This window comes from Corynebacterium sp. UMB8791, from assembly GCF_054166365.1.
Window position 1 is genome coordinate 13,613 of the sequence record NZ_JBSZCG010000108.1, and the last position, 19,120, is coordinate 32,732.

Consider the following 19,120-nt stretch of genomic DNA (forward strand, 5'->3'; position numbering starts at 1 on the left):
CTCATGGCTTACACACTGCTTATCGACGGCCCCTCCGGCGCCGGCAAAACCACATTGGCTGAACAAATTGGTGCTGCGCTCAGCGTTCGAGTGGTGCATTGCGATGAGTTTTATCCTGGCTGGAGCGGGCTTGAAGAAGGATCCAGAATTGTGGAGCGGGATGTACTTTCGCTCAATGAGCCGGGATACTGGCGTTGGGACTGGGAGTGTCAACGCCGCGGGGAGTGGGTCAGCCTTGACCCAGAAGGCGACCTTATTATTGAGGGCGTTGGTGCAGTGACCGAGGCGTCGATCGCGGCGGCGCGGGCGCGTGGCTGTGTGAACACGCTGTGGGTAGAGGCGGCAGAGTCGCTGCGTCGTTCGCGGGCGTTGCAGCGTGACCCAGGGTATGCGCCGTTTTGGGATATGTGGGCGGCCCAGGAGCAGGAGCACAGAGCTAGGCGAGGTGCCGTTTACTTCGACGTGACTATTGAGCGGCGTTAGTCAGCCGGGGTGAGCGTGACGCGCTCTGCCCAAGTGAGGTCGATGCCGAGGCTGGAGAGCCACCGCATCGCGTCGTCGCCGTGGCGGGTAATTCCCTCGACGGCGTTGAGGGTCACTTCCATGGCGCGTTCAGCTTCTTCTGCAGTGATAAGCCCTGCGGACGTCGCCGCGGCAAGCTCGTCGATGTCAAGGACTTCGATCGGACGTCCGGTCAGGGACACTAGGTCGACGTAGAGGTCGCGCGTCTGCCAGACGCCATCTGTTTCGGTGATATCTGCGACGTCGAAGTAGAAATCTTGTTGTACATCGATGCCTTGGCGGAAGTGGAAGATGTTTGCGCGGAGACCAAGCGATGGAAGCAGCCAGCTTTCCAAGTATCCAAACCGTGGGTGGTTTGCGCCTCGGGCCATGTAGAGGCCGAAGTTGGTCGTCGTGAAGACATCCACCTGGCGCAGGAACCCCTTCGGATCGGTGTTGACCTTCGCGGAGATGTCGAAGGTTTCCTGCTTCACTGGATGAAGATCGACGGTCATAGGCTGGCTACCTTACGTTGAACTGTGCTGCTGTTGGGGCGAAGTGACAGACATTGTTTTCGGTGCGCGCGGCACCATTGATCACTGCGAGGACTTTGCCGGGCCCTGTTTTTGCGGTTGCGGACAGGGTGGTTGGTCCTGTTGGGTTTATCTGATTATTCGCAAGCGGCGTTACACCGGTCTTGCCCGAGTTGAGGTTGATCCAGTACGCGTTCATGAGGCCTTGACGCTCTGCCGCTGGTGGAGTACCGAGGGCGGTAAACACGAATGTGGCTTCCCCAGCTTTGGCGCCTGGGGCTGGTGCGGGTGCGGGTCCAGGTACAACGAGTGCGGAGGCCGTGGAGTGCAGGCCTGGACCGATGCAGTTACTAGAGACCGTCGGCCAGTAGAACTGCGTAAACGCCGGTGCGTCTTTTGGCAGTGGCGGGCCGCCAAGTTCGCCTGTACCGGCGAAGAAGTTTACGGCGGTGCGCAGTGCGTTAGCTACCTGTGGCGGTACGAAGGGCTGATCTGCGAATTGGTTGACGCGAGCAACGGTGTTGTTCGTGGGGCGTCCGAGTCCATCAACCGCGGATGAGAGAGATGACGGGATGCTGGGCTGTTGAGCGCTCGCGAGTGGTGCAGTAACGAGGGCGCACGCAGCGCAGAGCGTAGTAAGGCGGATCGCGGCGCGACGCGTGAAGTGGGAGGGGCGCACGTGGTGACCTAACTTTCCTTCGCATGACAGGTAGGGTGGCCGTCGAAAAGCCATAACCCTAGTCACAATAGTCACTTTTGTAACAGGGTCAAGTGGGGAGCGGGCTACAAGGTGCATGTTTTGTGCTTTGCGAGTAGCATTTAACCGTTATTTCCACCTATGCGAAGGAGCACCGGTTTCAGTGTCGCATCCTGAATTTCGAAACGTAGCGATTGTCGCTCACGTTGACCACGGCAAGACTACATTGGTCAACGCAATGCTGGAGCAGTCCGGCGTATTCTCTGACCACGGCGAACACGGTGACCGCGTGATGGATTCCGGCGAGCTCGAGTCCGAGCGTGGCATCACCATTTTGGCGAAGAATACCGCTATCCGCCGCAAGGGGAAGGGCAAGAACGGTACAGACCTTGTTATTAATGTGATCGATACGCCGGGTCACGCCGACTTCGGTGGTGAGGTCGAGCGTGGCCTGTCCATGGTTGACGGCGTTGTCTTGCTTATCGACGCCTCCGAAGGCCCGCTGCCGCAGACTCGTTTCGTGCTGGGCAAGGCGTTGGAAGCGAAGAAGCCGGTCATCATCTGCGTAAATAAGACCGACCGCCCGGATGCCCGCATTGACGAAGTCGTTGAAGAGGCCCAGGACCTGCTGCTCGAGCTTGGTGCGGGGCTGGAGGATCCGGAGGCAGCAGAGGCCGCGGAGAACCTGCTCGAGCTCCCTGTGCTGTACACGTCGGGTCGCGCTGGCCGGGCTTCGCTCGAGAACCCAGGCAACGGTAATCTGCCTGACAATGATGATCTGCTCCCGTTGTTCAACGTCATCTACGACGTGCTGCCGGAGCCTTCCGCTGAGATCGATGCACCGCTGCAGGCGCAGGTCACGAACCTTGACTCCTCTTCGTTCCTGGGCCGTATCGCGCTGATTCGCGTGTACAAGGGCACCGTCAAGAAGGGCGACACTGTTGCTTGGGTGCACTATGACGCCGAGGGTGAGCAGCACGTGAAGAACGTGAAGATTGCCGAGCTGCTGGTCACCGAGGGGCTCGACCGAGTTCCGGCGAAGGACGGCGTCGTCGCGGGTGACATCGCTGCAGTGTCGGGCAAGCCGCGGTATGGCTCCGAGTATCGGTTTGAGGTTTAGGCCTTAGGCTTTAGGGGTGGCAGCCTTGAGGCGTTGGCGTACCAAGTGCGGGTTGGTTCTGGTATATCCGATGGCGATAATTACGAGCGCTGAGGCAGCACCGAGGATGGTTTCCGCACTGCGCGCAAGGAGCATTGGCGCGACGGGGGCAGGTTCGACGGCTTGGATCATCAGCAGGGCGGTCGGGGTGATGAAGCTCGCTGCCAGCGTGTAGTTGCGGGTGACATAGGTTTCGGTCAAGAACTGCAGGATGATGATCCATATCACGAACTGCCATTCCTGCATGTGGTGCGAGAGGAGGAACCCGGCGACGAGAATGCCGGAAAGGGTGCCGAGCATACGTTGCAAGGCACGAAAGTACTGCACGCGGTAGCGGTTGTTGACCAGCGGCACTACCGCAGCGACCATCGCCCAGTAGAAGTGCGACAGCGGGTCAATGAGAGCGACGGAGATGATGCCGATCGTTCCAGCGAGCAGGGGAGCGAGGAAGAATCGCGCTGCCTCTCGCTTCAGCGCCTGCTTATCGACGCCCACTTCCTCCCCTCGCGGTTCACGCACATTGGGACCTTCCCCTATGAGGTGCGATATTCTCCCGAGCCCAAAGCAAAGACCGGCCGTCGCAGCAGCGACTGCTGTAGCGATCAGTGGGTGTGCCGGGTGGGCAAGGGACCCCACCGCGGCGATTGCGAAGAGTACGAAGACGGACCCGGTTGGGCGTGTACCTGACCACAGCGCGATGGTCGCCCACACCGAGGACGCGACGGCAGAGATGAGCATAATGAGCCATTGGTTGGTGTGGGTCCAGGACATCGTCGCGCCAATTGCGATCGCGACCACGATGGCGGTACCAGCAAGGAGCTGGTGCCGTGCCCTGTCCTGACGGGTTTCGTGGCGTCCGTAGACACCGGTGAACGCGCCGAAGTTGGCGTAGATGGCGAGGTCGAAACGGCCGATCCACAGCAACAGCAGTAGTGGGATGGCTACCCCGGCGGCTGTGCGAAACGCCGGGATGTGGTCCCGTCGTGCGGGTGCCATCGTGAACATGGCGCGAAAATGGTTCAAAGATCAGCCCTTTCTCCCGGAAGTAACAGAGTTGTTACCTTAGCCCCCTGCCAGCCCTCTGTCACAGAACCCAAAAACGCCAATTGTGTCGGAGGCGGACGTACACTAAGTCCATTCAAATTCTCTTTTGACTGCGAGGGAGTAGCGGACATGGCTGCGACTGAAGGGCATATTCAATCCGCTGGGAAAATCCCGGCACGTCACCTGATGGTCATTATCGGTGCCTTGCTGGTAGAGGTGGCGTTTTCAATAACGCTGACTGGTCTGAGTTTCTTTACACCGGCGGTGCTCGGGGACTTTCCTGGGACCCGTGCAGGTGCGTTCATGATTTATTTCACTTTGTATGGCTTCGCTTCTGCGGCGTCAATGCCGGTGGCTGGCATGCTCATTGACCGAATCAAGGCGCCTGGCTTGTTGGTCCTTGGTGGTCTCATTGCTGCGGGTGGCTTGGTTGTCTTTTCCGCCGCACAATCTCTGTGGTGGTTTTATGCAGCCGGAATCGTCATTGGTATCGGCGTGGGGCTTTCGCTGCAGTACGTCCCGATCGTCGTTATCAATCGCTGGTTTGTGGCTAAACGAGGAACCGTGTTGGGCATCGTCCTGGCGGGAACAGGAGTGGGCGGTGTGATCCTCGGCGTAGTAGTGCCGATCCTGCTGAGGACCGTTGGATGGCGGACCTCGATGGTGATTATGGCCGTCGCAATGGTTGTGCTGACAACGGGACCGGCGTTGTTCCTGATCCGCAGCAACCCTGAGGATCTCGGCCTACGCCCGTACGGTGCGGAGGTGGCACCGGCAGATGAAGTGACCACGAAAACTGGTAACGAGCCGGGAATGACGCAGCGGGAGGCTTTTGGCAGCATCTGGTTCTACGTACTGGCGGCCTCATTGCTGTTGTTGGGCGCGATCTACGGGATGACGCAACACTTCGTGAACTATCTTTCTGGCAAGCCGTGGGGTGTGGAGCTTCGCCCAGAGGAAATTTCAACAATCATTATCACGGCAACGATTTGTCTGATCGTGTTCAAACCGTTTCTTGGCTGGTTCATCGACAAAGTCGGCCTGGAGCGAGCCCTGTGGATCGTGCTGCTGATTGCGGCCGGCGCGACCGCGGCGTGGGCATACATGACCACGCTCCTGCCGTACGTGTTCTTCGTGATCTTCATCTTCCTCGGTACTGCAAGCGGCACCGTCGCCCCACCACTGATCGCAGAGCACTCGTTTGGTCAGAAAGAGTTCTCGAAGATTTGGGGCACGCTGGGGATGGCCTACCCAATTGGGCTTTCAATTGGTGCGGCTGTCTGGGGGTGGGTGAAAGACTACTTCGGCTCCTACGGCTACGGTTTTGTTTCTGTGCCGGTGTTCACATTGTTGGTGCTGCTCGGAGTGAGCGCAACGTTCCGCGGTGCCCGCAAGCTTTGGGTGCCGGAAGCGCAGCAGTTGGCCTAGTCGCGCCGGGCAAGGCTGTCAGTGGAAACGCCCGTGAGCAGGGCCGTACCGTCTTTCACGGCCACGGTGGGGGCGGTGGTGGCGTCGAAAACTAAGGGGGCGTTGCTCGCGGCGACGATGACATTGCCGTACTTGTGGCCGTCGAGCATTGCTGGCGGCGCGACGGCCACTGCGTAAGAGAACACCTCGAGGAGCCCGGCAACCTCTGCGCGGGTGTTTGGAAGCTGCTGCCTGTCGCCGATGTTTGCGATGTACATGCCACCCGGGCGAAGAGCGGCAGCGCAGGCACGGAAGAACTCGACGGTGGTCAACGGGCGAGGGGTGGAGGGGCCGCTGAAAACGTCGCGAACGATGAGGTCAAGGCTGCGTGGTTGGCAGGCATGAGTGAAAGCACGTGCTTCGGCGCAGCGGATTGTGACCGGCTCGAGGTTCTCCTGAAATGCCCAGCGTACGAGTTGTGCGAGTTCCCGGTCGATCTCCACTGCCGTCTGGTGGCTTTGGGGGTAACGGTGTGCGAAGTATGCAGGCAGCGTGCACGCGGCCCCGCCGAGGTGGACTGCGCGGAAATCCGAGGGCACGGTGTCGCCGGGGCGGATGAATCCCGTGATCCACTGCATGTAGTCGAACGTCAGCACCTCCGGCGCGCCGAGTACAACGTAGGAGCTTGGCACGCGGTTGAGTTCGAGGGTGTAGCCGCCGTCGCGAAGTTCGTCGGCGATGATGGCTGCCATGCCGGTGTCTACGGGGAATGTTCCCGTGATGTTTTTCTTTGGAGTGCGGGGTTTGCGTCGCATTTCATGCTCTACCTTTCAGCGTTTATTCTTACCTGTTATGTACACATTGCGTGAAGCTCGCCCCGAGGACCGCCAGGCGGTCGTCGATGTTTGGGATGAATCTGGCATTACCCAAGAATGGAATGACCCGCCGACCGATTTCGATCTTGCGATGGAAAGTCCTGGTAGTACGGTGCTCGTTGCTGAGTCTGCAGAAGGTGTCGTTGACGGTGCGACTATCGTAGGTTTCGACGGCCACCGCGGGTGGATTCACATGACAGGAGTGCGCCCTAGCGCTCGGGGAGGCGGCGTGGGGCGCTTGCTTTCCGACGGTTGCGTGCAATGGCTGCGCGAACGTAAAGCCCCAGCAGTGCACCTGATGGTGGCAGAAGGCAACGACGCAGGGCGTGCTTTCTGGGAGCACCTCGGCTACTTCAAGATTGAGCCACCTGTGTACATGATTTCCCTGGAAGATTAATCGTTCCAAGACTGGGTGCGCACAAATCTGGTGGAAACCAGTACACCAACGATGACGAGGCTCAACGGCAGAAGCATAGACGTGGACATCGCCTGCGCGAATGGTTGGTGAAGCACGTCGGGGAGCGCTTGGGTGCTCCCGCCGCCGGAAAAGTCGGCAGCCGCCGGCCCGAGCTGGCGCGTGAGCTGCTGCGACATCATTGCCGCGATACCTGCAGAGCCAATGACCGCGCCAAGTTGGCGCACGGTGTTATATACGCTGGAGCCCGCCCCTGCCAGGCGCGGATCGAGGTTTCGCGTCGCGATCATGGACAATGGCCCCCACACCATGGAGTTGCCAAACCCGTTGATCACGGAGACCGCGAGTAACCACATTGGGGAGACACTCGGGTCGGTAATGAAGGCCGCGGCACCAATCGCGACCGCGACGAGCGAGAGCCCTGCGATCGCGAACGGCTTGGGCTGATGCGTGTTGGTGAGCTTGCCGACCCAAGGCGAGAAGCATCCAGAAATCAATCCCGCGGGAAGCAGGAGCAACGCTGCTTGGGTTGGCGAGTAGTGTTGCACGTTTTGCACGTAGATCATCCACGGAATGACGTAGGTGGAGATTGCAAACCCAACCGTAGAAATTGCTACGCAGGCGAGGGAAAAGTTTCGGTCGGAAAACAGCTCCAACGGCACCAACGGATCCCGGGTGGTTTTTGTTTGCCACCATACGAAGAGCGACAGCAACACGGCGCCGGCGCAAATGAGCGCAACGATGGGGAAGCTCCAGGAAAATTTCTGTCCTTCCTGGATGCCGAACACCAGGCAGAACATGCCCGAAGCCGACAGAGCGACGCCAACCCAGTCAAACGTCCGTGCATTCTGCTCGAGCCTCGGCACGAAGACCCACGCCAATGCGATGCCAACAATGCCCACCGGGACGTTGATGATGAAGATCCACGCCCAGCCCCAGGCGTCCACGAGGAGACCGCCGAGCAGCGGCCCAACGATTGTCGCTACCCCTGCCGTTGCGCCCCAGACGCCCATGGCGCCACCCCGCTGCTGCGGTGCGAACGTGCGCAGCATCACCGACATCGTCTGCGGTGTCACTAGGGCACCGCCAAAGCCCTGCACAGCCCGGGCAAGAATCAGAGCCTCGATCGAGGTCGCCAAACCGCACGCCAGCGAGGCGACCGTGAACAGGCTCAAGCCACACAGGTACACGGTCCGCGGTCCGATCCTGTCTCCGAGCCGCCCCGTAATCAGCAGCGGCACCGCGTACGCCAGCAAGTACGAACTGTTCACCCAGATAATCTGGCTGTAGGTGGCGTTAAACGCGGTGGAAATCGCAGGAATAGCGACGGCAACGATCGTTGAGTCCACCAGAATCACGAAAAACCCGACCATCATCGACCACAACGCCGCCCAGGGCCCTGTGCTGCGGGGAGTCTCCATCGCACTGACTCTACCGGGTGGTCGCCAGTGGCGAAAGAGCATAGGGCATATGATGGCACCTATGAGCGATATACATTCGACAGAAGTCTCCCAGAACGTCATCCTCCCGCAGTCAAAAGACGCAATCTTTTTGACGCTCACCATCGCACAAGGGCACGAGCGCGACGTAGTAGACATCATCGGTGGCCTTGCAGGGCTCGTCAACGGTGTCGGCTTCCGCTGGCCAGAGGCTCACTTAAGTGCGGTCCTCGGCATTGGCGCCTCGATGTGGGACCGCCTCTTTACCGTGGAAAAGCCCGAAGGCCTCCACGAATTCGTCGAACTGCAAGGGGAGAAGCACCACGCGCCGTCGACACCAGGCGACCTGTTCTTCCACATCCGTGCCGACGAATATGACGTCGCATTCGAGCTTGCTCGCCGCATCACGAAACAGCTCGGTGACGCCATCGAAGACTTTGACGAGACGCACGCTTTCCAGTACCAGGACTTCCGCGACCCTCTCGGGTTTGTCGACGGCACTGAGTCCCCGCGCGGCCAAGACGGCATCGCAACGGCGATTATCCGCGAAGGAAAGTGGGCGGGTGGCAGCCACATCGTGCTGCAAAAGTACGTCCACGATCTGAAAGCCTGGGACGATTTACCCGTCGAGGAGCAGGAGCGTGTCATCGGCCGAACGAAGCACGAAGACATCGAGTTCGACGACGACGCGAAACCGGCCAACAGTCACGTTGCTGTGAACTCGATCGAAGATGAAGACGGCGAATCGTTGGAGATCGTCCGCAACAACCTCACCTTCGGTGACGCAGCCGGCCAGCAGGGCACATTCTTTATGAGCTACGCGAAGGACGTCGCCATCACCGAGCGGATGCTGCGCCGCATGTTCATCGGAGAGCCAGTTGGCAACTATGACAGAATCCTCGACTTTTCCACGGCACTCACCGGGTGCAACTTCTTTGCACCGCCGAAAACATTCATGGAAAACGTCGAGGATTACGTCAAGGAAGAACTGCGCTAACCCACAAGCTGCTGTAACTGCGGTGGTAGGTACTCGCGGATGGTAGGCCACGTCACCGCAGCGATTAAGCCCAGCCCGGCGAGCACACCAACCGTGATGAGCGCCGCCTTCGTCTTGGAACTGCCCTCCGAGGACATCAGGTTATCTTCGGCGTCCATGTCATCGGTCTGCGGTGGGTTTGGTGTGACGTTGACGTCGACATCGTTTTGGTCGTGCGGGCGCATCGCTTCAGGGTCAATACCGAAGAACGTGTCCAGGCCCTTGACGTTGAACTGCGTCGACATGTAGCGTTCGTTGGTGTTCGTGTTCCACTGCGAAATGACGACGTCGAGGTTCGCGATCGTGGAACCCGGTACGATGTACCCACCGTAAGGTTGGGAGAAATTCATCGGCGTCTGCTGAAAGTCCCAGTAGCCATTCTTGGCGATTGTCGCGACAGGCACGTCGTTCCAGCTTTGTGGCAGCGTATCCGAAATGCGGACCTCGACGGCGAGCGTGGCCTCGTTGAACATCACGAACACCCAGTGGTTGTCGATGTATCGCAGGTTCATCTCGCCGGCCTTGATCTTGTTACCGTGCAGGATCGCGCCAGCTTCGTTGCCCCACTCGTCGGTGTTGGGATTATATAGCTCCCAACTCTCTTGACTGCCAATCTGCTCCTCGGTAAAGCGAGCCAGGTACACCGGGTGCTCGCGCTGGAAGCCGGACATCACTGCGTAGATGTAGCCGTCTGGCCCTTTTTCCCAAGAGATGAGCTGGCCAAGGCCATTGAGGTAGTAGTTAGGGGTGCGCCCGATGCTCTTCCAGGTTTTCCCCTCGTCTGTGGACTTCCATGTCTGTGTCTCGAGCACATTGCCGATGCCACGGTTCCACATGCCCTGCATGTACAGCGTTCCGTTGATGTTGATCACATCGGACGGGATGAGGGTCAGGTTGTCGCCTTCTTTCCGGTAGTAGTTGATCAGGCCGTATGCGTCACGGTGCCCCTTGAGCGGGCGAAGGATTTCAATCTGCCCGTTGTTCATTCGCGCAACTACGCCAACAGGGCTGATCCAATCACCCTCGCCGAACTTCTTACCGCGGAACGAATCACCGAAGATCATCGCGAACTCATCACCGTTGAGCGGGGTCATCGTACCTAGATCGCCAGCCCCGATACCGACGTGCGCGGCCCACGGGCCGAGCACATCACCCATGATTTGGACGACGGTGCCATCTGGCATCTTCATCGGTTTTTGCTTTGGCTTCGATGGAAGGTCTTCGGGTCCATTAGGACGAACAGTAGGCCACGCGGGCAAAATCGAGTTGGTTTGCGCCTGCGCGCAGGGAACCGAAATCCCCGTCGCAGCAAGAGCAAGAGTAGTGGCACAGGCGATAATTCGGGTCAAAGGCGGCAAAGGCATGGGGCTCCTGGGATGAAACGTCGTGAGGCAAAATATTCGACGTCCCCTTTCACCGCAGCAGGCTGTGGGGAAGTGGACGTCGATAATTATTGGGCGAATATTGGGTTAGTTCGAAGAATCGTTGCGCTGACCAAGACCCGAGTCCAGGCGCAGCAGTCCAGAACCATCATTGCCGACAAGTGTCAGCTGGTCAACAATCTCGGAAACCGTTGCCTCTTCGCTGATCTGCTCGTCGAGGAACCAGGTGATAAGTGAGCGCGAGTCAAAGTCCTTGACCTCATCGGCGATGCCGGCGATGTTGCGAATCATCGCAGAGACCTTGCGCTCGTGCTCCAGCGCTGCTTTGAACGCTGCGAGCGGGGAATCGATCGATGGAGCGTCGAGTGCGACGGTGTGCAAGGTGACGTCGTGACCCCGGTCGATGAGGTGCGTTGCGAACTTCTCTGCGTGGTCGCACTCTTCCTGCGCCTGCTCAGCAAACCAGGATGCGAAGCCCGGGAAAGACTGTGCCTCCATGGTGTAGGCGAGCTGGCGGTACAGCAGTGCCGCCTGGTATTCCGCAGTGACCTGCTCGTTCATTGCATCTTGCAATTTCTTGTCCATAGTCAAGCTCCTTTGAAGGTGTAGTTGAAAACTGATGTTACGGCGCTATTTTACGCCTGCGAGGCAAAAATGCATCAAAAGTAAGGGTATCCTAATCAATGACCTGGGGGTATGTCGATGGGGAACCTTCGCAAAATGGGCTATCCTTGCCGGTATGTCTCGTTTTAGTCCCTTAAATTGGCCGGTTGTGCGCCAGATACGCGGTGGTGACGCCTTCGCCCGAGGCGAAAACACCGAATCTGCGCGCAGCCAAGAAATGGAAGGCCGCATTGTAGAAGCGGACCGCGTTGTCAAGAGCGTGTGTCCGTACTGCGCTGTTGGCTGTGGCCAGCGCGTATATGTAAAAGACAATAAGGTCATTCAAATTGAAGGCGACCCGGATTCTCCGCACTCACGCGGACGCCTGTGCCCGAAGGGTGCAGCTTCCGAGCAGCTCGTCAACGCGGAAAACCGCGTGACCGACATTCTGTACCGAGCACCGCGCTCCAAGGAATGGGTCAAGCTTGACCGCGAAACCGCCATGGAAATGGTCGTCGACAGGTTCCTCGAAGCCCGTGAAAACGGCTGGCAGGACTTCGACGACAAGGGGCGCCCTGTGCGTCGAACCATGGGCATCGCAGGCCTGGGCGGCGCCGCGATGGATAACGAGGAAAACTACCTGATCAAGAAGCTGTGGACTGCAGCGGGCGCGGTGCAGGTAGAAAACCAAGCTCGTATATGACACTCTTCCACGGTTCCCAGTTTGGGATCCTCGTTTGGACGCGGTGGAGCGACCCAGCCACTGCAGGACATGGCGAATGCGGACTGCATTGTCATCCAAGGGTCTAACATGGCCGAAGCGCACCCAGTTGGGTTCCAGTGGGTCATGGAGGCGAAGGCGCGTGGTGCACGAATCATCCACGTTGACCCTCGATTCACGCGTACGTCGGCGATGGCGCATAAGCACATCCCGATTCGTGGTGGTACCGACATTATTCTGTTGGGTGCTGTCATCAACTACGTGCTGGAAAACAACCTGTACTTCGAGGAGTACGTCAAGGCATTCACCAACGCTTCGACGTTGATCAGTGAAGACTTTCAGGATACGGAGGACCTTGAGGGTCTGTTCTCTGGATACGACCCTGAAACGGGTGGCTACTCCAACGATTCATGGCAGGCGCGTAAGAAGTGGGATGCGCAGACTTCGTGGGACGTTGAGAAGGATGAAACCCTTCAGGATCCGCGAACAGTCTTCCAGATTTTGAAGCGCCACTACTCCCGCTACACCCCGCAGGTTGTTGCTGAGTCGTGTGGTATTTCCGAGGAGGACTTCTACTTCCTCGCGAACTCGATTGCGGAGAACTCTGGCCGCGATCGCACCACCTGCTTCGCGTACGCGCTTGGCTGGACTCAGCACACGTTGGGCGCACAGTTCATCCGTACGTGTGCGATCCTGCAGACGCTGATGGGCAACATCGGCCGTCCGGGTTCGGGCATCATGGCGCTGCGTGGCCACGCATCGATCCAGGGCTCCACGGACGTGCCGACGCTGTTCCACATCCTGCCTGGCTACCTGCCAATGCCGCAGTCCACGCACCAGACGTGGGACGAGTACTTGGCAGCAGTGTCGAAGCGTGATCAGAAGGGCTTCTGGCAGACCGGCGACACCTTCGCTGTGTCGTTGATGAAGGCATACTGGGGTGACGCCGCAACCGAGGAGAACAACTGGGGCATGGACCTCATGCCAAGGTTGACTGGTGCGCACTCGACGTACCACACGCTGCAGCTGATGAACCAGGGGCTTGTTGACGGCTACTTCGTCTTCGGCCAGAACCCTGCGGTTGCGCAGTCGAACGGTCGCATTCAGCGCATGGCGCTGACCAAGCTGAAGTGGCTCGTCGTACGTGATTTCTCTGAAATCGAAACGGCAACGTTCTGGAAGGACTCTCCAGAGGTGCAGTCCGGTGAGATTTCGCCGGAGGAGATCGACACTGAGGTGTTCCTCTTCCCAGCAGCGAACCACGTCGAGAAGGCTGGTACCTTTACCCAGACCTCGCGTGTGCTGCAGTGGCGCTACAAGGCCAAGGATGCGCCGGGCGATGCCGAGAGTGACCTCGAGTTCTTCTACGACTTGGGACTTCGCTTGAAGGAGCGCGTCAAGGATTCGACCGACCCGCGCGACGTGCCGTTGCAGAAGATCACCTGGGACTACGAGTGCGATGAGCACGGTGAGATTCTGCCGGAGTCGGTGCTGAAGGAGATCAACGGCTACTACCTCGACGGTCCTCGCAAGGGACAGCTTGTAGACAAGTTTGCGGATCTCAAGGCTGACGGCTCAACCTCCTCCGGCTGCTGGATTTACTGTGGTGTGTACGCTGATGACGTCAACCGTTCGGCGAACAAGCGCCCAGGCCAGGAGCAGAACGCGATGGCGTTGGAGTGGGGCTGGGCATGGCCAATGAACCGCCGCGTGCTCTACAACCGTGCTTCTGCGGATCCGGATGGCAAGCCATGGTCGGAGCGCAAGAAGCTGGTCTGGTGGAACGAGGACAAGGAGCTGTGGGAGTCCGACGATGTTGTGGACTTCCCGGTCAACCGCGCACCTGGGTTTAAGCCAGAGCGCGACGCGGTTGGTCCTGCGGCGCTTGCCGGTGATGATGCGTTCATCATGCAGCCTGACGGCAAGGCTTGGCTGTTCGCGCCAACCGGAATGGTTGACGGCCCGATGCCGACGCACTACGAACCGCAGGAGTCCCCGTTTGCGAACCCGCTGTACAAGCAGCAGCAGTCGCCGTCGCGAATTGTGATGCGTGGGGAGGACAACCTTTCGGCGCCGAACTTTGGCGAGCCGGGTGTTGGCGTGTACCCGTACATGCTGAACACCTACCGTCTGACGGAGGCGTACACCTCTGGTTCGATGACGAGAAGCTTGCCGTTCTTGGCGGAGTTGCAGCCGGAGCTGTTCTGTGAGGTCTCGCATAAGCTGGCCGAAGCGGTCGGTCTCAAGAATGGTGACTGGGCGACGATCATCTCGCCGCGCAACGCCATCGAGGCGCGAGTGCTGGTCACGGAGCGCATGAAGACTCTGGTCATTGACGGTCACGAGTTCCAGCAGATTGGTATGCCGTACCACTTCGGCGCAGGTTCTTACGCCGAGGTCGAAGGCGATGGACCGAACGACCTTTTGGGCATCATGCTGGACCCGAACGTCAACATCCAGGCGTCGAAGGTTTCCGCGGTTGATATCCGGCCGGGCCGACGCCCGCGCGGCGAGGACCGCATGAAGCTGGTGCGTGAGTACCAGCGCCGTGCGCGCCTGACGGAGGACACCGGTACCAAGCTGACCGACGAGTCGAAAGACGTCATCGTTGGTGAGCAGCTCGGTGACACCGAGGCGGCGAAGTACGACTCGACGAAGAAGAATATGGCGAACGGGGAAGGATAGGTTTTGACGATGAAAACGAAGAATCAGATCACCGAATCCCCAGCCAACATCGGGTACGAGAAGGAGGCTCGCAAGGCTTTCTTCACGGATACGTCGATTTGTATTGGCTGCAAGGCGTGTGAGGTTGCATGTAAAGAATGGAACCGAAACCCGCAGGACGGCTACAAGTTGTCTGGTAACTCCTACGACAACACCGGTTCGCTGAACGCGGACACGTGGCGCCACGTGGCGTTCATTGAGCAGGGCGAGGACCGGATTCTGCAGGCTCGTGAAGAGGGTGCAAAGCTCGTCGGGCTTGGAATGCCGAGCGTCAAGCCTGCCGAAGAGGCTTCCACCCGCGCGGTATTGCCGGATACTCCGGATTTCCGCTGGCTGATGTCCTCCGACGTGTGCAAGCACTGCACGAACGCTGGTTGCTTGGACGTGTGCCCGACGGGTGCGTTGTTCCGCACCGAGCACGGCACCGTCGTCGTACAGGATGACGTCTGCAATGGCTGCGGTACCTGCGTTGCTGGCTGCCCGTTCGGCGTCATTGAGCGTCGTAGCGATGGTGGCGTTCGCAAGCGCAACGAGCGTTCCGGCAAGGGTGAGGACTTCACACCTGGTGAGAGCGCGCCGATTAAGAACATCGGGGTGGCTCAGAAGTGCACCATGTGCTTCGACCGCCTTCAGGTGGGCGAGCAGCCGGCGTGTGCCAAGACCTGCCCGACGACGTCAATCAAGTACGGCACCTACGATGAAATGCTCGCGCTTGCGAAGGCGCGCGTGAAGGAACTGCACGCGCAGGGTATGACGGAAGCTCGCCTGTATGGCGCAAACCAGAACGACGGCGTAGGCGGTACAGGATCAATCTTCCTGCTGCTGGATGCGCCAGAGGTCTACGGGCTTCCACCAGACCCAGTGGTTCCAACGGCGAACTTGCCGGAGCTGGCGAAGCGCGGCGTCATTGCCGCAGCCGGAATGGTTGGCACTATTGCAGCCGCGGTCCTGATCGGAGGTAGGAAGTAAATGGCTGAGTTTGATAGCTACCGTCCACCGCAGGAGCCGCGTCGTCCGCGGCGACGTGATCAAGCGGAAGGCGAGCGCCCACGGGGCCCGAAGAAGCGTCGTGGCGAAGAGCTGATGGTGCCGGAGGCAAGCTTCGAGCACTTTGACTCCTACTACGGCAAGCCGATTGTGAAGTTCCCGCCGTGGGAGTGGCCGATTGGTGTCTACTTCTTCCTCGGCGGCCTCGCCGGAGGTTCCTCCTTGTTGGCCGTGGGAGCTGACGCGACAGGCAACAAGGAGCTGCGTCGCAACATGCGGATTAGTTCGATGGCTGCCGCCGCGGTGGGCTCCGGTTGCCTGGTGCTCGACCTTGGTCGCCCGGAGCGCTTGCTGAACATGTTCCGCGTGTTCAAGTTGTCATCTCCGATGAGTGTCGGTTCGTGGCTGCTGGGCTCGTTCTCCGCGTTGCAGGGGCTTGCTATGCTTCCGGAACTCGACGAGCTGACTGGCAAGAAGCTGCCGCTGCCAAGCCCGCTGCGCTCGTTTATTGAGTTCGCAGCGACCCCGGCTGGTATTGCTGGCGGTGTGCTTGCCTCGCCGCTCGCGGCGTACACCGCGGTGCTGATCGGCAACACGTCGGTGCCTGCATGGCAGGAGGCGGGCAAGAACCTACCGTTCGTGTTCGTATCATCTGCGACCGCAGCGACGGGTGGCATGGGCTTGCTCACCACTTCGACGGAGAATGCTGCTGTGCCGCGAGCACTCGGTGTCGTGGGCGCAGCCGCCGATGTCGCAGCGACGTCCTACATGACGAGCCAACTGGACGACGTCTCTAAGGAAGCGTTTTCCACGGGCAAGGCAGGCAAGCTTTTCAAGGCTTCCGAGGTTTGCCTCGCGGTTGGTGGCGTTGGCGCGCTGTTCAGTAAAAAGAGTCGAGTACTCGCAGGTATTTCGGGTGTCGCGTTGATGGCGGGTTCCTGCCTGACTCGTTTCGCGGTGCTCGAGGCCGGTAAGCAGTCCACCGAGGACCCGAAGTACGTCGTTGAACCGCAGCGGGAGCGCCTGCGCAAGCGCCGTGAAGCGGGCAAGGTTGATGACGGCATCACTACCGCCTAGCTGCGACTGGAGCTAACACACAACACTGCCCCTCTCACACACCGTGTTGGAGGGGCAGTGTTGTATTTCTAGTTTGGTATTTCGGCTACTTCACCTGAACGCGGCCGGTGCCTGCGACAGTTTCGCCGATGACTGGGTAGCCGGGGATCTCGCCGATGACGAGCAGCCCGCCGGAAGTCTGGGCGTCCGCAAGGAGCAGCAGCTCGTCGCCGTCCAGATCAGAGTCGATGTTGGGGCGTACCCAGTCAAGGTTGCGCTTCGAGCCGCCAGGGATGTAGCCGGCCTCGAGCGTTTCACGGGCGCCGTCGATAAATGGGACCTTCGTGTGGTCGATGACGGCGTCGATTCCGGAGGCGCGTGCCATCTTGAACAAGTGGCCGAGGAGGCCGAAACCAGTGACGTCGGTAGCGGCTTTCACACCGGCGGCGACTGCCTTTTCGGAGGCTTCCTTGTTCAGCGTGGTCATTACTTCGATGGCCTGCGGGAAGACATCGCCGGTTGCCTTGTGGCGGTTGTTCAGTAGGCCAGAGCCGATCGGCTTGGTCAAGGTGATGGGCAGGCCGGCCTCTGCGGCGTCGTTGCGCATGAGCTTGGCCGGGTCCACGATGCCGGTGGCAGCCATGCCGTAGATCGGCTCGGGTGCGGTGATCGAGTGCCCGCCGGTCACGCTGATGCCGGCTGCGGTGGCGGCGTCCATGCCACCGTGCAGTACGTCGCGGATGAGCTCTGAGGGGAGGACATCCCGTGGCCAGGCGAGCAGGTTGATGGCGGTGATTGGGGTGCCGCCCATCGCGTAGACGTCAGAGAGCGCGTTGACGGCCGCGATCTTGCCCCAGGTGTAGGCGTCATCGCAGACCGGGGTGAAGAAGTCGGCTGTGGAGATGACGGCGAGGTCGTCGCGGACGTGAATCGCGGAGGCGTCGTCGCCGTCGTCGAGGCCAACGATCACGTTCGGGTCAGCGAAACCAACCAGTCCCTGGACGGCTTCTTCGAGCTCACCGGGTGGAATCTTGCACGCACACCCGCCACCGGATGCGTACTGGGTCAAACGAATCTTAGAATTATCAGCAGCCATACCTACATGGTAGCGTTGCTTTTCGGAGGCGTACGTGTCCTGGTGGCCACCCCAGTCTTCAAAACTGGTGAGGTCGAGCATCTCGGCCTGGCAGGTTCGATTCCTGTCCGTCTCCGCCAAAACGTTGTGTTGTTGTAAGGGGAAGCACATGAATGATCCTCGCCGTCGAATCCCTCGCACAGACGCACTGCTTACGCTTGCAGCGCAGGAGCACACCGCGTTGGCGCCACACGCGCTTAAGGCGCTCGCAGGGAAGTTGCAGCAGCGCGCCCGCGACGGCGAGATCACCCCTGAAGAGGTCACCCCGGAGTTTCTCCACGCTTGTCGACGCCACCCCGGGTCCCTGACGCCAGTCCTCAACGCAACTGGCGTGGTTGTGCACACCAACATCGGCAGAGCACCGCTTGCCCCGCAGGCAATAGACGCGATGGTGGATGCCGCGCAATATGTGGATGTAGAGATGGACCTCGCAGCAGGCGTTCGATCCCGCGATAGAGGCAGGGCGGCCACGGATGCAATCCTGGCTGCATGTCCAGCGGCGGAGGACGCGCTGGTAGTAAATAATGGCGCAGCGGCGTTACTCCTTGCCGTGGCTACGTTCGCCGAGGGGCGTGACGTCGTTATCTCTCGCGGCGAACTCATCGAGATTGGGGCGGGGTTCCGCCTGCCTGAGCTCATTGAGAGCGCACGAGTGTCTTTGGTTGAAGTCGGCGCGACAAACCGTACGCATCCCTTTGACTATGAGCGGGCGCTCGACAACGCGGGAGCGGTGCTGAAGGTGCATCCCTCGAACTACAGGGTGCACGGGTTTACCGCGGAGACCACTATCGCGCAGCTTCGCGAGCTTGTCCGGCCCCGCGGCTGCGCCCTGATCGCTGACATCGGCTCGGGCCTGCTTCACCCTGATCCGCTGCTGCCGGACGAGCCAGATGCCACCACAGCTTTGCGCGATGGCGCGGACGTGGTGCTGTTTTCCGGCGACAAACTACTTGGTGGGCCGCAGGCAGGCGTTATGGTCGGAACGAAGAACGCCATTGCGAAGCTGAAGCGGCACCCGCTGGCGCGCGCAGTGCGCATCGACAAGCTGCGCCTCGCTGCGCTGGAGGCAAGCCTGAACATCGCCAGCACACCAGTCCACGACTACCTACACGCAAACTCCGACCAGCTCAAAGCCCGCGCAGTAGCGATTGCAGCGGAGGTTGGAGGCAGTGTGGTTCCGCACGACGGCCGCGTTGGAGGAGGCGGCGCGCCGGGCTTCCCACTGCCCGGTTGGGCTGTTGCGCTTGATCAGTCGTTGGCAGCCCCGCTACGGGCAGGTACCCCGGTTGTGCTCGGACGTGTCCACGAGAATGAGTTGTTGATTGACCTGCGCTGCGTGCCACCCGAGCGCGACCACGAGATCGCAGCCGCGATTCGAGCGGCCCAAGGAAAGGACTGAGTGTTAC

The 19,120-nt window shown here is 60.0% G+C and carries 16 protein-coding genes, 1 tRNA gene and 1 pseudogene; 10 read left to right on the top strand and 8 right to left on the bottom strand.

Annotation, left to right across the window (positions count from 1 at the left end; all coding sequences use genetic code 11):
* Positions 1–3 precede the first annotated feature (3 nt).
* A complete protein-coding gene (locus ACXIUA_RS04685) occupies positions 4–483 on the top strand; it encodes a nucleoside/nucleotide kinase family protein (RefSeq protein ID WP_070362698.1) in 480 nt (159 codons plus the stop codon).
* Here the strand turns inward: ACXIUA_RS04685 and ACXIUA_RS04690 are convergent.
* A complete protein-coding gene (locus tag ACXIUA_RS04690; RefSeq protein ID WP_070362697.1) occupies positions 480–1,016 on the bottom strand; it encodes a DUF402 domain-containing protein in 537 nt (178 codons plus the stop codon). The two genes, ACXIUA_RS04685 and ACXIUA_RS04690, sit on opposite strands and share 4 nt — an antisense overlap.
* A 7-nt stretch (positions 1,017–1,023) precedes the next feature.
* Positions 1,024–1,713 (bottom strand): Rv1157c family protein, encoded by a 690-nt coding sequence (locus tag ACXIUA_RS04695; protein ID WP_070362696.1) that lies wholly within the window; start codon positions 1,711–1,713, stop codon positions 1,024–1,026.
* Positions 1,714–1,894: 181 nt separating this feature from the next.
* Between ACXIUA_RS04695 and ACXIUA_RS04700 the strand changes: the two are divergent.
* Positions 1,895–2,812 (top strand): annotated as a pseudogene (locus ACXIUA_RS04700) (GTP-binding protein); the annotation flags it as partial.
* A gap of 42 nt (positions 2,813–2,854) precedes the next feature.
* Here the strand turns inward: ACXIUA_RS04700 and ACXIUA_RS04705 are convergent.
* A complete protein-coding gene (locus tag ACXIUA_RS04705; RefSeq protein ID WP_457976257.1) occupies positions 2,855–3,886 on the bottom strand; it encodes an FUSC family protein in 1,032 nt (343 codons plus the stop codon).
* A gap of 177 nt (positions 3,887–4,063) precedes the next feature.
* Here ACXIUA_RS04705 and ACXIUA_RS04710 point away from each other — a divergent pair, with 177 nt between their 5' ends.
* Positions 4,064–5,362, top strand: a complete 1,299-nt coding sequence (locus ACXIUA_RS04710; RefSeq protein WP_457976258.1) for an MFS transporter — start codon at positions 4,064–4,066, stop codon at positions 5,360–5,362.
* Here the strand turns inward: ACXIUA_RS04710 and ACXIUA_RS04715 are convergent.
* Entirely contained in the window at positions 5,359–6,156 is a 798-nt protein-coding gene (locus ACXIUA_RS04715) for a spermidine synthase (RefSeq protein ID WP_457976259.1), read from the bottom strand. The two genes, ACXIUA_RS04710 and ACXIUA_RS04715, sit on opposite strands and share 4 nt — an antisense overlap.
* 37 nt (positions 6,157–6,193) lie before the next feature.
* On the opposite strand from ACXIUA_RS04715, the gene ACXIUA_RS04720 reads away from it, so the two are divergent.
* Positions 6,194–6,613, top strand: a complete 420-nt coding sequence (locus ACXIUA_RS04720; protein ID WP_071573323.1) for a GNAT family N-acetyltransferase — start codon at positions 6,194–6,196, stop codon at positions 6,611–6,613.
* Here the strand turns inward: ACXIUA_RS04720 and ACXIUA_RS04725 are convergent.
* On the bottom strand, positions 6,610–8,052 hold the full coding sequence (locus ACXIUA_RS04725) for a DHA2 family efflux MFS transporter permease subunit (protein ID WP_256007831.1): 1,443 nt from the start codon (positions 8,050–8,052) through the stop codon (positions 6,610–6,612). The two genes, ACXIUA_RS04720 and ACXIUA_RS04725, sit on opposite strands and share 4 nt — an antisense overlap.
* Before the next feature lie 61 nt (positions 8,053–8,113).
* On the opposite strand from ACXIUA_RS04725, the gene ACXIUA_RS04730 reads away from it, so the two are divergent.
* A complete protein-coding gene (locus ACXIUA_RS04730; protein ID WP_256000409.1) occupies positions 8,114–9,067 on the top strand; it encodes a Dyp-type peroxidase in 954 nt (317 codons plus the stop codon).
* On the opposite strand, the gene ACXIUA_RS04735 is transcribed toward ACXIUA_RS04730, so the two are convergent.
* Positions 9,064–10,296, bottom strand: a complete 1,233-nt coding sequence (locus ACXIUA_RS04735; RefSeq protein WP_070479408.1) for a DUF4185 domain-containing protein — start codon at positions 10,294–10,296, stop codon at positions 9,064–9,066. The genes ACXIUA_RS04730 and ACXIUA_RS04735 overlap by 4 nt on opposite strands.
* 279 nt (positions 10,297–10,575) lie before the next feature.
* Positions 10,576–11,073, bottom strand: a complete 498-nt coding sequence (locus tag ACXIUA_RS04740; RefSeq protein ID WP_070362717.1) for a ferritin — start codon at positions 11,071–11,073, stop codon at positions 10,576–10,578.
* A 154-nt stretch (positions 11,074–11,227) separates the two neighbouring features.
* Between ACXIUA_RS04740 and fdnG the strand changes: the two genes are divergently transcribed.
* Genes fdnG through nrfD form a run of 3 tightly spaced genes read left to right on the top strand, consistent with a single transcriptional unit; the run spans position 11,228 to position 16,600 of the window.
* On the top strand, positions 11,228–14,497 hold the full coding sequence (gene fdnG / locus ACXIUA_RS04745; protein WP_457976260.1) for a formate dehydrogenase-N subunit alpha: 3,270 nt from the start codon (positions 11,228–11,230) through the stop codon (positions 14,495–14,497).
* Positions 14,498–14,506: 9 nt separating this feature from the next.
* Positions 14,507–15,505 carry a 4Fe-4S dicluster domain-containing protein gene (locus ACXIUA_RS04750; RefSeq protein ID WP_070362714.1) on the top strand — a complete coding sequence of 333 codons (999 nt, stop codon included), beginning with the start codon at positions 14,507–14,509 and terminating at the stop codon, positions 15,503–15,505.
* Positions 15,506–16,600: an NrfD/PsrC family molybdoenzyme membrane anchor subunit gene (gene nrfD / locus ACXIUA_RS04755; protein WP_070362713.1), complete on the top strand. Its 1,095-nt coding sequence runs from the start codon at positions 15,506–15,508 to the stop codon at positions 16,598–16,600. It abuts the gene before it with no gap.
* 85 nt (positions 16,601–16,685) lie between these two features.
* On the opposite strand, the gene selD is transcribed toward nrfD, so the two are convergent.
* Entirely contained in the window at positions 16,686–17,675 is a 990-nt protein-coding gene (gene selD, locus ACXIUA_RS04760; RefSeq protein ID WP_256059991.1) for a selenide, water dikinase SelD, read from the bottom strand.
* A 24-nt stretch (positions 17,676–17,699) separates the two neighbouring features.
* On the opposite strand from selD, the gene ACXIUA_RS04765 reads away from it, so the two are divergent.
* Together ACXIUA_RS04765 and selA are read left to right on the top strand one after the other, a co-directional pair.
* Positions 17,700–17,794, top strand: a tRNA-Sec gene (locus ACXIUA_RS04765).
* A gap of 29 nt (positions 17,795–17,823) precedes the next feature.
* On the top strand, positions 17,824–19,113 hold the full coding sequence (selA, locus tag ACXIUA_RS04770; protein WP_070479411.1) for an L-seryl-tRNA(Sec) selenium transferase: 1,290 nt from the start codon (positions 17,824–17,826) through the stop codon (positions 19,111–19,113).
* Positions 19,114–19,120 lie beyond the last annotated feature (7 nt).